This is a genomic window from Microbacterium oryzae, from assembly GCF_030406385.1.
Taxonomy (GTDB): Bacteria; Actinomycetota; Actinomycetes; order Actinomycetales; family Microbacteriaceae; genus Microbacterium; species Microbacterium oryzae_A.
In genome coordinates, this window is sequence record NZ_JAUEPM010000008.1 from 134,566 (window position 1) to 147,536 (window position 12,971).

Annotated in this window: 17 protein-coding genes and 1 pseudogene; 8 read left to right on the forward strand and 10 right to left on the reverse strand. The window is 66.6% G+C overall.

Annotation, left to right across the window (positions count from 1 at the left end; all coding sequences use genetic code 11):
• Nucleotides 1-48: 48 nt before the first annotated feature.
• A complete protein-coding gene (locus QWJ90_RS12615) occupies nt 49-345 on the reverse strand; it encodes a helix-turn-helix domain-containing protein (protein ID WP_290108200.1) in 297 nt (98 codons plus the stop codon).
• Nucleotides 346-516: 171 nt separating this feature from the next.
• On the opposite strand from QWJ90_RS12615, the gene QWJ90_RS12620 reads away from it, so the two are divergent.
• Complete coding sequence (locus QWJ90_RS12620; RefSeq protein ID WP_290108201.1) at nt 517-897, forward strand: hypothetical protein; 381 nt, start codon at nt 517-519, stop codon at nt 895-897.
• A 330-nt stretch (nt 898-1,227) separates the two neighbouring features.
• On the opposite strand, the gene QWJ90_RS12625 is transcribed toward QWJ90_RS12620, so the two are convergent.
• Nucleotides 1,228-1,908, reverse strand: coding sequence for a Fic family protein (locus tag QWJ90_RS12625; protein WP_290108202.1), 681 nt, complete (start codon nt 1,906-1,908; stop codon nt 1,228-1,230).
• A 255-nt stretch (nt 1,909-2,163) separates the two neighbouring features.
• Here QWJ90_RS12625 and QWJ90_RS12630 point away from each other — a divergent pair, with 255 nt between their 5' ends.
• The gene (locus tag QWJ90_RS12630) at nt 2,164-3,375 is read left to right on the forward strand and encodes a hypothetical protein (RefSeq protein WP_290108203.1); all 1,212 of its coding nucleotides are present in this window, start codon (nt 2,164-2,166) and stop codon (nt 3,373-3,375) included.
• Between the two features lie 37 nt (nt 3,376-3,412).
• Here the strand turns inward: QWJ90_RS12630 and QWJ90_RS12635 are convergent, their stop codons facing one another.
• From QWJ90_RS12635 to QWJ90_RS12645, 3 genes are read right to left on the reverse strand one after another with little or no spacing between them, the layout of a single operon-like run.
• The gene (locus tag QWJ90_RS12635) at nt 3,413-4,798 is read right to left on the reverse strand and encodes a type II toxin-antitoxin system HipA family toxin (protein WP_290108204.1); all 1,386 of its coding nucleotides are present in this window, start codon (nt 4,796-4,798) and stop codon (nt 3,413-3,415) included.
• A gap of 53 nt (nt 4,799-4,851) precedes the next feature.
• Nucleotides 4,852-5,037, reverse strand: coding sequence for a hypothetical protein (locus QWJ90_RS12640; RefSeq protein ID WP_290108205.1), 186 nt, complete (start codon nt 5,035-5,037; stop codon nt 4,852-4,854).
• A 19-nt stretch (nt 5,038-5,056) separates the two neighbouring features.
• The gene (locus QWJ90_RS12645) at nt 5,057-5,632 is read right to left on the reverse strand and encodes a helix-turn-helix domain-containing protein (RefSeq protein ID WP_290108206.1); all 576 of its coding nucleotides are present in this window, start codon (nt 5,630-5,632) and stop codon (nt 5,057-5,059) included.
• A 103-nt stretch (nt 5,633-5,735) separates the two neighbouring features.
• Between QWJ90_RS12645 and QWJ90_RS12650 the strand changes: the two genes are divergently transcribed.
• Both QWJ90_RS12650 and QWJ90_RS12655 read left to right on the forward strand, forming a co-directional pair.
• On the forward strand, nt 5,736-6,236 hold the full coding sequence (locus QWJ90_RS12650; RefSeq protein ID WP_290108207.1) for a hypothetical protein: 501 nt from the start codon (nt 5,736-5,738) through the stop codon (nt 6,234-6,236).
• 6 nt (nt 6,237-6,242) lie between these two features.
• On the forward strand, nt 6,243-6,611 hold the full coding sequence (locus QWJ90_RS12655; protein WP_290108208.1) for a hypothetical protein: 369 nt from the start codon (nt 6,243-6,245) through the stop codon (nt 6,609-6,611).
• Nucleotides 6,612-6,671: 60 nt separating this feature from the next.
• Here the strand turns inward: QWJ90_RS12655 and QWJ90_RS12660 are convergent, their stop codons facing one another.
• From QWJ90_RS12660 to QWJ90_RS12670, 3 genes are all read right to left on the reverse strand, one after another.
• The gene (locus QWJ90_RS12660; RefSeq protein WP_290108210.1) at nt 6,672-7,076 is read right to left on the reverse strand and encodes a PIN domain-containing protein; all 405 of its coding nucleotides are present in this window, start codon (nt 7,074-7,076) and stop codon (nt 6,672-6,674) included.
• Nucleotides 7,073-7,351: a type II toxin-antitoxin system VapB family antitoxin gene (locus QWJ90_RS12665; protein WP_290108211.1), complete on the reverse strand. Its 279-nt coding sequence runs from the start codon at nt 7,349-7,351 to the stop codon at nt 7,073-7,075. The genes QWJ90_RS12660 and QWJ90_RS12665 overlap by 4 nt, the downstream gene beginning before the upstream one ends.
• A gap of 138 nt (nt 7,352-7,489) precedes the next feature.
• Entirely contained in the window at nt 7,490-8,257 is a 768-nt protein-coding gene (locus tag QWJ90_RS12670) for an AraC family transcriptional regulator (RefSeq protein ID WP_290108213.1), read from the reverse strand.
• Between the two features lie 84 nt (nt 8,258-8,341).
• Here QWJ90_RS12670 and QWJ90_RS12675 point away from each other — a divergent pair, with 84 nt between their 5' ends.
• From QWJ90_RS12675 to QWJ90_RS12685, 4 genes and pseudogenes are all read left to right on the forward strand, one after another.
• The gene (locus QWJ90_RS12675; protein WP_290108214.1) at nt 8,342-9,151 is read left to right on the forward strand and encodes a sulfite exporter TauE/SafE family protein; all 810 of its coding nucleotides are present in this window, start codon (nt 8,342-8,344) and stop codon (nt 9,149-9,151) included.
• A gap of 187 nt (nt 9,152-9,338) precedes the next feature.
• Nucleotides 9,339-9,512: pseudogene (locus QWJ90_RS14895) on the forward strand (aldo/keto reductase); the annotation flags it as partial.
• Between the two features lie 44 nt (nt 9,513-9,556).
• Nucleotides 9,557-9,835, forward strand: a complete 279-nt coding sequence (locus tag QWJ90_RS12680; protein WP_290108215.1) for an aldo/keto reductase — start codon at nt 9,557-9,559, stop codon at nt 9,833-9,835.
• 261 nt (nt 9,836-10,096) lie between these two features.
• Nucleotides 10,097-10,621, forward strand: a complete 525-nt coding sequence (locus tag QWJ90_RS12685; RefSeq protein WP_290108216.1) for an HpcH/HpaI aldolase family protein — start codon at nt 10,097-10,099, stop codon at nt 10,619-10,621.
• A gap of 376 nt (nt 10,622-10,997) precedes the next feature.
• On the opposite strand, the gene QWJ90_RS12690 is transcribed toward QWJ90_RS12685, so the two are convergent.
• Together QWJ90_RS12690 and QWJ90_RS12695 are read right to left on the reverse strand one after the other, a co-directional pair.
• Nucleotides 10,998-11,354 carry an alpha-L-arabinofuranosidase C-terminal domain-containing protein gene (locus QWJ90_RS12690; protein WP_354670434.1) on the reverse strand — a complete coding sequence of 119 codons (357 nt, stop codon included), beginning with the start codon at nt 11,352-11,354 and terminating at the stop codon, nt 10,998-11,000.
• 364 nt (nt 11,355-11,718) lie between these two features.
• Nucleotides 11,719-12,564: an alpha/beta fold hydrolase gene (locus QWJ90_RS12695; RefSeq protein ID WP_290108217.1), complete on the reverse strand. Its 846-nt coding sequence runs from the start codon at nt 12,562-12,564 to the stop codon at nt 11,719-11,721.
• Between the last annotated feature and the right edge of the window lie 407 nt (nt 12,565-12,971).

Genomic DNA, 12,971 nt, shown 5'->3' on the forward strand with positions numbered 1-12,971 from the left:
GTGCCACCGCGCCGTCGCTCGCCTCTACCTAGCCATGATCGACTCGGCCTACAGTCGCACCCTCTCCGGAAGTCCGCGCTCGAGCATGGCGCGACCTCGATCAGTGGTCGCGGGGTCGAGAGCTCCCATCAGATACTGATCGATGCCGAGCACTTCCAGGACGGCGAAGACGTTCTCGAACCTCACGCTGGCAGGGTCGGTTTCGATCGCTCGCAGAGTGTCCCGGGTGATTCCTGCTCGTTCGGCGACGACGCTCATCGGGAGGCGGTGAATCTTCCGCCAGGTGCGGAGCAGCTCCCCGAGCTCTTGAAGCTTGCGGTCTCGACGGAGTGCGCGACGGGCCATGAGATCATCCTCCTCGTGGATGCTTACGGCGACTGTAGTCCCCGTTAACGCGTTTTGTGAGTACTGCGGTCATCGTTACGCCGCATCGAGGGTCTTGAGCAGCTTCCCACCAGTGCTAGATGACGGTGTAATTAGGGTGGTTTTGCGGGTGTAACCCCGTAGGCTGGGATCATGGAATCGCTCACTCCGACTGCTCAGCACGGCCAGACGATGCGCATGGACATCCATGACGTCGTGAGAGAGCTCAACGCAGCCCTGGGGCCGACGCTCGTTGCCGCGCTGTCTGGATCGAAGGATCGAAAGCTCCCGATTCGTTGGGCGAAACCGGACGGCCCGGAGCCCCGTTCCGATGCCGCAAGGCGGATCCTGTTCGCGCATCGGCAGTGGGGTTTACTCTCCGCCGCGGACGGTGATCACGTGGCCCGACAGTGGTTCATCGGCGGGAACCCGCTGCTGCAGGAGGAGACGCCGATCACTGCGATCCGTGAGGACCGGCACGCTGACGTCTCCGGGGCCGTCGATTCCTTCATCGCCGGATCCGCCGACGAATGAGAACATCCCGAACCTGTTCTCGCACGGGACTGCGGCTCATCTCCGACCCCCACTCTGACGGCTACCACGTGGGGAAGACCGACTACCCCGCGCTCTCTGCTGCACCACGGTCCGGCGACGACGGAAACCGGACGGCCTGGGGTCGCTACGACGTTCCCGGCCAGACGTTCTACGTAGCCGAGACGCGGCCGTGCGCGTACGCCGAAGTGCTCTCCGCTTTCAAGCGCACGCTCGGCTCGGCTGATCCACTGGTGAAGGATGCCGCGGCGCTGGGGATGACGGTTGAAGAGTTCGTCGAGGAGGTCGCCCGAGACTGGTCCGACAGGGACTTCATGGGCCTCGGCGCAGTCCCCGCCGGCTGGCGAGGCCCTGGTCGCGCAGCATCGTCTTGACCCCGTCGTGCTGGTCGTGGACGTATGCCTTCGCCATGAGCTTGATGAAGGATCTCGCGACGTCGTCGTCCAGCTCGTCGTGGGGAATCGTGAGGAGCTTGCCCGTGTCGGCGGCGATGAGAACGCTGTTGGCGGCGAACAGCGCGGTGCGCTTGTTGCCGTCTTCGAAGGGCTGAGCTTTGGCCGTCTCGACGAAGACGTCCAGCGCCGTCTCGACCGGGTCGCTCGTCTGCGCTCGGTCGATAATCCGCTGCAGCTCGGTCTCCGTGATCGCCTCCGGCTCGTGACGCCCCTCGGGTGTGTTCACGCCGATCCCTTGGTCGGAGGTCCTGAACTCCCCGGGGTGCAACGCACCGCTTCGGGTGATCTTCGCGTTGATCGCGCGCACGTAGTTGGCATCGATCGTGAACGGAGCGCCCGAGGCAGCGTTGTCGATGACGTACTGTGCCACGTCGCGGAGATCCTCGAGGAGTGCGAGGTCTGATCGCGACGTCACGCCCTCGAGGCTCCCCGACCGGAGGAAGTTCTCGGTGGCGAGCCTCCCGGTGTCCAAGCCGTCGAACACCTTGCCTGCGGAGTAGATGACGCCGGCCAGGTCGAGAACGGTGATCTTGGTCATGGTCGAAGCCCTTCTGCTGAGGTCAATCCTAGGATCTGGCTGTCGGCGGCAATCAGCGCCACCATCGCGGCGTCTGGGTCTGTACGATGTCAGCCATGGGTGGCTCTGGACCGCCCGTCTCCGAGTCGGGCCCCCACGCAGGCCCGGCGTCGAGGACAACGGCTTCGATCCAGTGAGTGACCATTCCGTCGGATCTCTTCTTCAGGGCATGTGACGCACGCGTGGGGTGCAGGCACAGCCCGGATCGAGAACGAGATGACGACGCACACTCCAGCCGGCACCCGCGAGGCTCACGGCACTCGCGCAGTGGACCGCGAGCTCCAGCGTGACGCGCGCGCGTGGCAGCGCTTCACCGGCATGAAGTACACCCAGGCGCTCCGCTTGATGCAGCACCCGCTCGCCCAGGGCATCCTCGGCGAGAGGATCAGCGCCCGCCGGCTCGTGCGCGTGCTCACCGAGCATCCGGTGCTGCAGGACCCGAACGCAGGCGAGGGCGCGACTCTCCTCGGCGAGCACGGTCTGTATCGAGCGGGCGTCGAAGCGCTCCGGGCAGACGACGAGCACGACTTCCTGACCGTGGTGCTCACCGCCGAGGTGCTGCGGATGTTCACCCCCGCGCCGGCACACGGCAAGGCGAGCAGCTACGGGCTCAAGGCTCGCGCCGAGAGCTACCTCGGCGGGATCCTCAAGGGCTTCTCCTACGTCTCGAACGGCAAGCTCATCTGGGCCGCGGCGGCTCTCGGGCTGGAGGTCGTCGATGGCGACCCGGACGCGGAGAGCCCGAACCCGCAGGTCGGGATCGACGCCCTCCAGGTCGACTACATGCGGCGCATGGAGACCCCGCGATCGGAGCCCCGGGCTCACCAGCACCGGCCGCCGGGATACCTCTACCTGAAGGCCGCGCTCGAGCACTACGCCGAGACCGGCAAGACGCCCGCCCGCTGGGATGGCGTCGACGCTTCGTCCCTGCCGCAGACGAGCCCGTTCCACGAATGGCTCATCGCTCAGGTGGACCCCGCAGGCGGCGCGGGGTCGTTCGGTTCGCTCGAGCGCCTCGCCTACGACTACCGTGCCGGCGTCGCGGAGGGCGACCACCGGGTGGCGGCCACCGGCACCGATCTCCTGGCGATCCTCGACGAGCTGGGCGTCGACGGCGAGGTCCGGGTGATCGCCGGGCGCACCGTGGCGGCGTGGATGCGGTCGAACACCGACGAGACCACCCTCCGCCCCGAGCGGACGGATCACCTCGCCTCTGATCACGAAGGCTGGGGCGCGGGCTCCGGGACCACCTCGCGCACCGAGTACGCCTGCCCGTGCGGGCAGGGGCGAATCGTCGAGGAGCACGACGACATCCCCGGCTTCCGCGATCACTCAGTGTTCCTCGACTGCGACGAGTGCCGGGCGCACTGGCGCCTCGTCGATGGCAGTGCGGTGCTCGAGCCTCTGTCAGCGGAATCAGGCATCTGAGCCGCATCTGGCCCGCTCCGGTCGAGCGGCACGCCTCCTACTCGAGCTGAGGATCGTGCCGCTCTCGGGCGGTGGTGGGCGCTCCTGATCCGCCAACCGGGCGAGCGCTCGTCGGCCCGTTGCCCAGGAGGAGGCCCTTCAGCTCGGGGTGCCGACGGTGCCGCTCGGAGATGGAGACAGCAGGCCGCGTGCCACGCAGCTCTGAGGTGGCCGTTTGGGCGACGAGCATCGAGCGCTCCCGTTCAGTCATGAGCGCCATCTCGGCAGCGTCGAGACGGTGATCGATCACCACGCCCACCATCTCATCGGCGATGGACTCCGCCTCTTTTCGGGACAGGTGGTAGTGCCGGTGCTGACCGATGAGTGCGGCCAGAGAGAACTCGCGCGTGCCATCCCCGAGGTCGGTCAGTCCGAACGGTCTCTTCGCGGCGAGATCGGGTGACAGGTCGAATGCCGGCGTGAACGCAGCGTGTTTCCCATCCCAGAAGAACGCGACGTTCCGAAGATGGTCGTCGTCAATTCGCATGCTGATCCGGAACGCCAGACGCCGGAAGAGCTCCCGCCCCATCTCGGGCGCTTCTGCCGAGACTTTCCGCGCCTTGTCGACGAGGTTCGGATAGGAGGCCCCCGACAGGGCGTGGTCATCGGCGATCGTCATACCGGAGAGAACCATGCGACGCCCGAAGCCCTCCGCACCGTCAATGGGTACACGGTCGAAGCGCTCGGTGAGCAACGCGAGCCGTTGCCCGTCGACCTTCACCAGGCGCGCATCTGGGACGTCGATGCCGGCGTGACGGGCGATGTGGAGCGCGGCGCGTTCGGCTTTGACCAGCGGCGACTGCCGGTCGTACGGGGTCTGGAGCTTCGCCAGCCACTCCCGACCCTCCTGCTGCACGTACGCCTTCGGCTGCGATCCTCCTGCAGCACTCAAGGCGTTGCGCACGGCGCGGGTGAGCTGGGGTCCCGCCTCGTCCTCGTCAACAAGGACGGCGCCGTCGGCGACAGCCTCCAGGGCGCCCCCTCCGCCCCGCGGGAGATACGTCACCGGGCTGGCTTGGAAGTCGATAGCGCCCACGCGGTCGCTGCCCGACTCCAGCATGTAGCGCACGTCCGGAAGCTCGTCGTCGACGCCCATCCCGAGCTCGCGGTTGATGGCTCTCCTGCCCCAGGTGTCGGGCATCGCGTCGCGGATGCTCGAGGGCATGTGGTGCTGGTGCACTGGCGGGAAGGTCTCATCTGTCAGAGGCAGGTCTGGGCCGATGCTCACCGCGTCGGGTCGTTCGAGGTAGCGATTGGCGTAGCGGAACGCTAAGCCGCGCGCCCCGTCCGCGGCGGGGGTCAGAGCACCCGCGACCACGGGCTCCGTCGCACCGGTGAGGAACATCCAGACGAAAGAGTGCGCGTTCGGGTCGGAAGTAGCCATCGATATACTCTCCTGCCTATCCGTCCATCAACTTGCCTGCCGACGTGACTTCCCTAGCGATCAAGGTCGGGGAATGTCACAGGATCCGCAGGCGGCCCGGCCCCGAGCACGGCTTGCTCAACGACTTGCGCAGTGCGTTCGCTGAACTCGTCGCCGGGATAGAACTGGCCGAAGAGCTCCTCTGCTTCTTCCACGGTGGTGATGCCGGCGAGGACGCGCAGATCGGGCAGCTCCCGCACGCTTCTTCTCAAGGGCCGCTCATGCCGACTCAAGCTCGCCATCTTCGATCCAGATGCCGCGCTCGGCGAGAGGACCGGGCACGTGGTCTGGCCTCGCAGCCACCACGCGGATCGCAGGCCACGGAGCCCAGCGCCACGAGCGGTCACCGCGGATCTGGCTCGTCCAGCGCGGAGCAGGGAGCTTTGCCTCATGCAGGTGCCACTCGACGAGACCCGCGAGAGCCGCATCCCACTCCGGTGTGATCGACGCCGGCTGGCTGGCGCTCAGCAGGACCTTATCGACGCCATCAGCGGACGCGAGATCGTTGTTCAGCTGGATGAAGGAGCGATATGCGCGTTCATCGTCACCGACGCGGTCCGCGTCGCGGATCGCGGCCGCGGCTGCGGCGACAGTGCACCGCCCGCCGAGAGGAACGAGGATCGGCTCGAGCCCGAGAGCGCTAGCGATGCGCTCCGTGGTGCTGGTCTTCGGATCCCGCCGGCCGTTCTCGATCGCCGAGAGATTCGGGACGCCGACTCCCGAGAGCGTGGCGATGTCGCGAAGGTTCTTCCCTGACAGGCGGCGAGCGTCTCGCAGGGCTTCCGTGATGGGCATCATTCACCTCCGTGAGGTTATCGACTTAGATAAGGGTACCTCGGGACGTAGTTCCGTGCTCCTGCGCGCTCGTTGCGGCGTGGGTGCTTGGTAGCGTGCGGTCATGAGGTCTCCCGCGAAGGCTCTGATCGTGCTCGTCTCGGCCCTGCTGCTCGCTGGCTGCGGAGCCCCCTCGGCGCTGCCGGAGTTCGAAGCGGAGCAGACAGAGGTCGACCTGATCCCCGACGTCGAGGAGAAGGGCGACATTGACCCGGCGAGCACGAGGTATGCCGGAGACGTCGACGGCACACGGGTCTACCTCGCCCGCGGGACCAGCGAGGACGAACAACTCTGCGTGATCGTGATGCGCGACGAGGACTGGATGCAGACCGGGTGTGCCGCGGGGACGGGCGTCGGCACGGAACTCGAAGACGGCACCCGCGTCGAGGCGGGATCCTTCCGTTACTCCGACAGCGAGGTCGGAGACAGAGAACGCATCGAGCTCAGCGAGAGCGTAAGAGTCATAGCCAGTTCAGGTCCAGACGCTTCGGCCGGGCTTCCCGCTTCCTCGACGCCGGAGCCGACTTCGACAGAGACGGCTGAGACAGCTGAGCCTGACGCGTGAGCGGACATGCCCGGGGTGGAGGCGCGGAACAACAGCGTCGAGGACAGGATCAGTGGCTACTGGGTGTCCGACTGGAAGGACACCGGCCCCCGGCCCGGGGCGATGGGCGAGGTGATTGCGGGCTTCGACGGCCGCCCCGGCGCGTACATCGTCGCGCCCGGCGACCTGCGGGCCGACGTCGGAGCGCGGTTCTGCTTCGAGGACGGCTTCTGGCTCGAGAAGCTCAATCAGGTCCGCCGCACGCAGGGCCGCACCATCTACCTCTACGCAGGCGACACTCTCAACCTCAACCCATACACGGTCACGAGCGTCGGCGATGAGAACGGCGTCGTCCAGAGCAACGAACCGCTCGACCACCTGCCTCCGCAAAGGTAGCGAGACCCAAGGAACAGGCGAGCGCGAGCGCCTGGCTCATCTGGAAGTGCAGTCTTGCGTCTACGCCGCGACGTACTCCTGGCGCACCCGTCCCTTCGTGCCGAGTTCGAGGTAGCCGAAGTCGTGGTCGGAGTTCAGGATCACCGCATCGTTGGCGACGGCGTACGCGGCGATGAGGCAGTCGAACGCCCCGGCTGCCCGCATCAAGCCGCTGTTCCACAGGGCCTGCTGGATGTCGAGGGCATCGCGCTCGTCGGGGTGCTCCCATGCGGGAAGGAGCTGGTCCATGTCTCCGCGCAGCTCCGCGTACTCCTCCGCAGAGCGCGCCGAGTGGCAGTACTCGAGGACCTGGGGCGGGCAGGTGATGATGAGGTGCTGCGGTGAGATCTCGCGCAGTCGCTCCGCGATGGCGGAGCTCGTCCCCGCCTTCTGCCAGATGCTGTTGTCGACGAGGTACGTCGTCATTCTGCGGCGCGCTTCTTTCGCCGCCCGCCGCCCTTCGCCGGGATGGGTGCGGATGCGCGGCTCGGCTCGGTTGTCTCCGGGGTGATCGTCGGAGCGTCGATTTGCTCAGGTTCAAACCGGCGCCTGATGATGCGCTCGACAGCGGCTGGCTGGCTGCGCACGGCGATCAGAGTACGAAGGGCAAGGTCGACGGTCTCGCGGTTGCTCTTGGCACCTATGAGCTCCTTGGCGTGCTGGAGCTCGTCCTTATCGATGTCAATCGAAGTGATGGCCACGGTTCCTCCTCCGCCGCTTGTATAGCCGAGTATATAAGCCGGCGTTGGAGTACGACATCCCGACCGCCGCTCGCCGAACGATCAGGAGTCCCCGCTGATGGTCGTGCGGTGAAGCCCGCGTAGCTGGTCAGCGGCGCGTCAAGGCGCGCGCAGGCGCAGGCTCGAGGGGGACGAATGGAAGGCGCGAGTGAAGGCGTAGGAGAAGGCTGCCGGAGTGGCGTAACGGAGTCGCGCAGCGACGTTGGTCACGCTCTGGTGGCGCAGAAGCGGGATCGCCGCGAGGAGTCGGGCGCGTGAACGCCATGCGGCAGGGCTCATGCCGGCCTCTTCCCGAAACCGGCGTGTGAAGGTGCGTTCGCTCATCCCGGCTTCGCGTGCCCATACGCGGTTGTCGACCGCCAGGTCGGGGTCGGCAAGGTAGCGGCGGCAGAGCCCGGCCAGGGGTGCCGCGCGCGGGATCGGAACATGCAGCGGTACCTCGCTGAGCCGGGACGTGTCATGGAGGATTAGCTCCAGCAGTACCTCGTCGCGGCCATCGAGCCCGCCGCGGGGATCGACGTCGGACGCTGCCAGCAGCAGCTCCCGCAGGAGCGGGGCGACCTCGACGACCTGGCACGCGGCAGGCCACCACGGAACCACTGCAGCATCGATGTAGAGGCTGTTCGTCTCCACGTCGAACATCCGCACCTGATGCCGCGTGTCAGGAGGGATGAGCACGGCCCGCTCCCCCGGGACCGTCCACGCACCGTCGTCGGTCTCCACGAGCATCGTCCCCGTCGCGGCGTAGAGGAACTGCGCCCTCCGGTGCTCATGCCACACCAGCAGATAATCGGGCGGGTAGACGGTGGCGATCGGCAACACCGGAACGGGCAGTGCATCGACCTCGGCCAGCGTCACGTTCCGCACCCGACCAGACTACCGGCTGAAACTCAATGATTCTTGCCTAATACTCGAATGCGAGCACGTCGGGAACTCGCTGGAATGAGTTCAGTGACCGTTCTCGTCCTTGTTCTCATCGGGGTTCTTACGGGCCTGACCACAGTGCTGTTCGGCTTCGGAGGCGGGTTCGTCACTGTCCCCGTCATCGTCTGGGCCGACGCCGCGGTCGGCCCTGCGGCGGGCACGGTCGCTGTGGCGACATCCGCGATCGTTATGGTGGTCAACGCCGCCGTCGCCACAACGGCCACGCCCCGCGTGGTCCTCGCCCGGCTCCGTGGCCGTGGTGCGCTCCTCGGCCTCCTCGCCGCAGGCGGCCTCCTCGGCGCCCTCGCTGCCATGGCGGTGCCGGCAGACGTACCGTCATGGGGGTTCGTGATCTACGTCGCGGTCACGATCATCGACATGCTCGTCCGCCCCGGATTCCTGCGCCCCGCAGACCTCGCGCAGGACGATACTTCGCAGCGGTCGATCCCGACCGCGGCCGGTGCCCCGATCGGGGCGGTCGCGTCGTTCCTCGGCGTCGGCGGCAGCGTCATGACGGTCCCGCTCCTACGACGCACCGGCCTCCCCATGGGGCACGCCACGTCGCTCGCGAACCCGCTCACCCTCACCATTAGTGTTCCCGCCGCACTCGTGTTCATCCTCGCCCGTCAGACGACGAACCTGCACGGTGCGGTATTCACGGTGGGAATCGTCGACCTCGGCGCCGCGGCACTCCTCCTCATCGGCGCGATCCCGGTCATCGTCATCTTGCGCCGCCACCCACCCCGCATCCCCGACCGCGTACACGCCTGGGCCTATGTCGTCATGCTTGTTGTCGTCCTCCTCACAATGGCTGCCTCGTTGCTTCAAGGAACGTGAAGGAGTGGTCTCGGGAGACGGAGCTGAGCGGCGGCGTTGAGCCGTCTCCCGGAAGGCGTTCGTGATCGACGACTGCGAGGCGCGTGTCCACGCACAAGACGCGGCATGCTGACGGCAGGCGGTGACGGTGTTGACGGAAGCGAGGTTGTTTGAGCACTCGAGCGTGCCGCTAACCGTGCGCGATCAGATGGCCGCGCGGGCGCGGGGCATGGCAGGGCCGGTCGTCAGCCAGCAGCTCTACAACGCGCTGTGCCGTCATGTCGAGTCCGAGTACCACGAGGCCGCGACACGATTCGACACGTCGGTGATCGCCTACAACCCGCTCGCCGGCGGTCTACTCACCGGGAAACATAGCTACGAAGAAGCCCCCAACGGGGTCGGTTCGGAGGCGAGCGTCTGCTCCGCATGTACACCGAGCGGTACTGGGAGCCGCGCATGTTCCAGGCGGTCGACCGGCTCCGTGCCGTCGCCTCCGAGGCCGGGATCGAGATGCTCGAACTCGCGCTGCGATGGCTCCACGGCAGGCCGGGGGTGTCCGGTGCGCTGATCGGCGGATCGCGGATCGCGCACGTCACCACGAACCTGGACGCCCTCGAGCAGGGACCCCTGGACGTGTGGATCGTTGAGCAGATCGATGCCATCGGCGACTGGCTGGATGGGCCCGTGCCCGCTTACAACCGATGACGAAGAGGACGACGATGAGCATCAAGTACGCCCGCCGCGTGAAGGAGCGGCAACGAATAGTCGGCTACTGGTCCGTCCTCGACGCCCCGTCGTCCTTGAGCGTCTTGGTCGTGTCGGTTACGACTACGTCGCGATCGACGGCCAACACGGACTCCTCGGCTACTCCGGCATCCTTGCCGGGCTACTCGCAATCGACGCCGGCGCCGGCGCGGGAGGCACAGGGACGGTCGGGCTGGTCCGCGTGCAGATCAAGGTACCGCCGTGATCGGCCAGGCCCTGGACGCCGGCGCGCACGGCGTCATCGTCCCGCAGGTGAATAACGCAGACGACGCCGCGCAAGCGGTATCGGCTGCCACCTACCCACCGCGCGGGATTCGCTCCTACGGTCCGATGCGCTCACAGCTGAGAATCGGCCCGGCCCCTGCCGAAGCGGACGCGAGCTCCGTCGTCCTGGCGATGATCGAGACCGCGGAAGGCCTCGACAACGTCGAGGAGATCGCCGCAGTCCCCGGCGTGTCCGGCCTGTACATCGGCCCCTCCGACCTCGCACTCGCGCTGGGCGCCCGCACACCCTCGGACCCCGAGAGCGCGAATCGCTTCACCGCCGCGCTGGAACGGATCCGAACCGCAGCAGACACCCACGGCTTGTCGGTGCTGATCCACACTCCGGACGGCGAAACCGCACGACGACGCCTCACCGAGGAATTCGGCGCGACGATCGCGAGCGACCTGGTGCACCTCGAGGTCGCCGCGCGCGACCACCTCGACGTCCCGATAGGCGACTAACACCTTTCCCCGCGGTGCCGACGGTGCCGAGCACTCGGCACCGCGCTCACACGTCCTGAGGAGCCTCACTCGTGATAGATGGATGATCGCTGCTTGAACCTGTTGATTTCAGTCTTCGAGGAGGGCGAGCCATTTCACTCTGGGTGAAGTCGTCAGCGGACACGTCGAGCTCCGCCTTCGATTGGAAGGGCGCGCCCCTCATACCTCGCCAAATCGTGCAACGTCCGGTGCCGCTCCCCCGATTGAGAGTCCGTGCGCTGCGCTGACCGGGAATGCCCGGTAACAGATTGATGTCCGCTTTCTGATAAGCGCTCTCGGTACAGGGCCGCTCATCCTCCCGCGCGCTCTTCCATGGAGAAATCCGCGCACGCTCGATCTAGTTGAGCGAGTCGGGTGTGGCGCCCTGCTGGCCGGAGATTGCCAGCACCAGGACTGTCCATGAGACAGGCGGAAGCTCGACGGTCAAGAATCCGTCACTGATCATTGCCGAGCTGTTGGCCTGTGTTTTCACACGTTCTGGATCCTCGAGCGTGTTCGCCGCATAGACATCTGCATCGCTCAAGGTGTGAGCTTCTGTGAGGGTCGTCTTTCCGAACGCCGAAACGTCGACCACGCACGCGGCCACGTCGGTCTGGCTGCGGTTGACGAGAAAGATAGCGCTTCGTCCTGCGGCTGCATCGTGCGTCGCTGTGATGTCGACGAGTTCGACATCACCGTGCTGTTCGCGTTCGATGTCCTCGGCGCGGAGTGGGCCGAGTCAAGCGCTGCGGCTTGGAACGAGCCATCGCTCGCCGTCTCTCGAAAACTCGGATACGAGATGAACGGAGTAACACGCGTCTCGCCACGGCAGGGTGAACCGGTCGATGAACAACGAGTGCGCCTCACCCGAGCCGCATTCAACCGCCCAGCATGGACTATCACGACGCGAGGAACTGACGCTGCGGTCTCTCAGCTCGGAATTGCCATCAGCTGAACGAGGCCCGCTGCCAGGTGTCCCGGTGAAGGGTGGTCTATCGGGACGACCTCTCGCCCTGCGGCGTCCGGTGTAGCACCGGTCATTGGGACAGGATCTCGTCGATTGCAGTGCCTTCGCATGATCACGGAGAGGGCAAAACCGCCGTGTCCGCGCTTGCTTCGTCGAGCAACCTCCCGATCGCCTCCCACGCCTGCTGACCGAGCCGACGATCCTCGCGCTCGGATCCCCCACGCAACATCGCCGCGCCCCCTGCTATCAGGTGCTCTCCAGGGAGGATCGTTCGGTGCCCAGCCTCCGGTGATGTGACGGCTGTCGTACTCAGACCGAACCCTGCGCGCCGAGAACTTATCTGCTCCGCGTGACCCGTGCTCGGCCAGACCTGATCGTCCCCACCGGCGACCACCACTAGTCGCGGGATCCGCTCGACGGGGATCGACGCCGCGGCCGCTCGATCGGGGTACGCCTGCATTGACCGCTCGTAGAGGGGCCGGAATCGAGCAGGAGTCTCCTCGACGTAGCCGGTCCAGTCGAACGGCACGTACGGCAGCGGCTGGTCGTTCAGCGTCCAGTGGGAGGTTTGACGGCCTTCATCGTCGTACCCGGCCCACACCACGCTCGATGGCGCGAAAGCGACCACTCCAGCCGACCCGCCGTGAAGGGCCCCGCATAGAAGCGCGGCCTCTGAACCGAAGGAGGTCCCGACCATCCACACGCGGTCGCACTCGCGGCGCAGGTCGTCGAGGCGCTGGAGAAAGGTCTCGAGTGGTATCTCCCACGGTCCGCTCTGCTGCTCGGGCCCGCCGAACCACCGAATGGACTCGGCGACTGCGCCGAGTCCAGCGAACACTCGCGCTCGTTCAGCGTCTACACGGCCACTGGACCCGGCCACGACGAGGACCCCGTCGCCGGTCTGCTCTGTTGGAACCCAGCGCACGCCCTCGGGGCCGGAGAGACGAATCTGGCGCACGCAGTCAGTCTGCCGCAATCGTTCGTGGCGAGGTCTCGACGCCGCATTCGGAATGTCCCCGTGAAGGATCGTCTAGCGACCACTTCCGAGCGGCAGCGAGCGGCTCAGTCACGGCCGGAAACGATCGTTTCTGGCAGGGAGGAGCTACACCACGGCTGAGTTGCTTGCCCTCAGTGACCCCACCGTGATTGCTACCCACCGGGCGGTGCGCGAGACGCCGGAGCGCTACACCCCGGCCGACGATCTGCCCTGACCGGCCGGCACCCCCATTCAGTTCGAATGTCGGCGGCGCTCGAAAACTGGACAGTAGCGGCGCGTGAAAAGTGAACACTCAACGATTGGAGAGTGATCACTTTGGAGGACTGGGCTCTGATCCGCAGGCTCGCTGCGGAAGGCGTCTCGAAGGC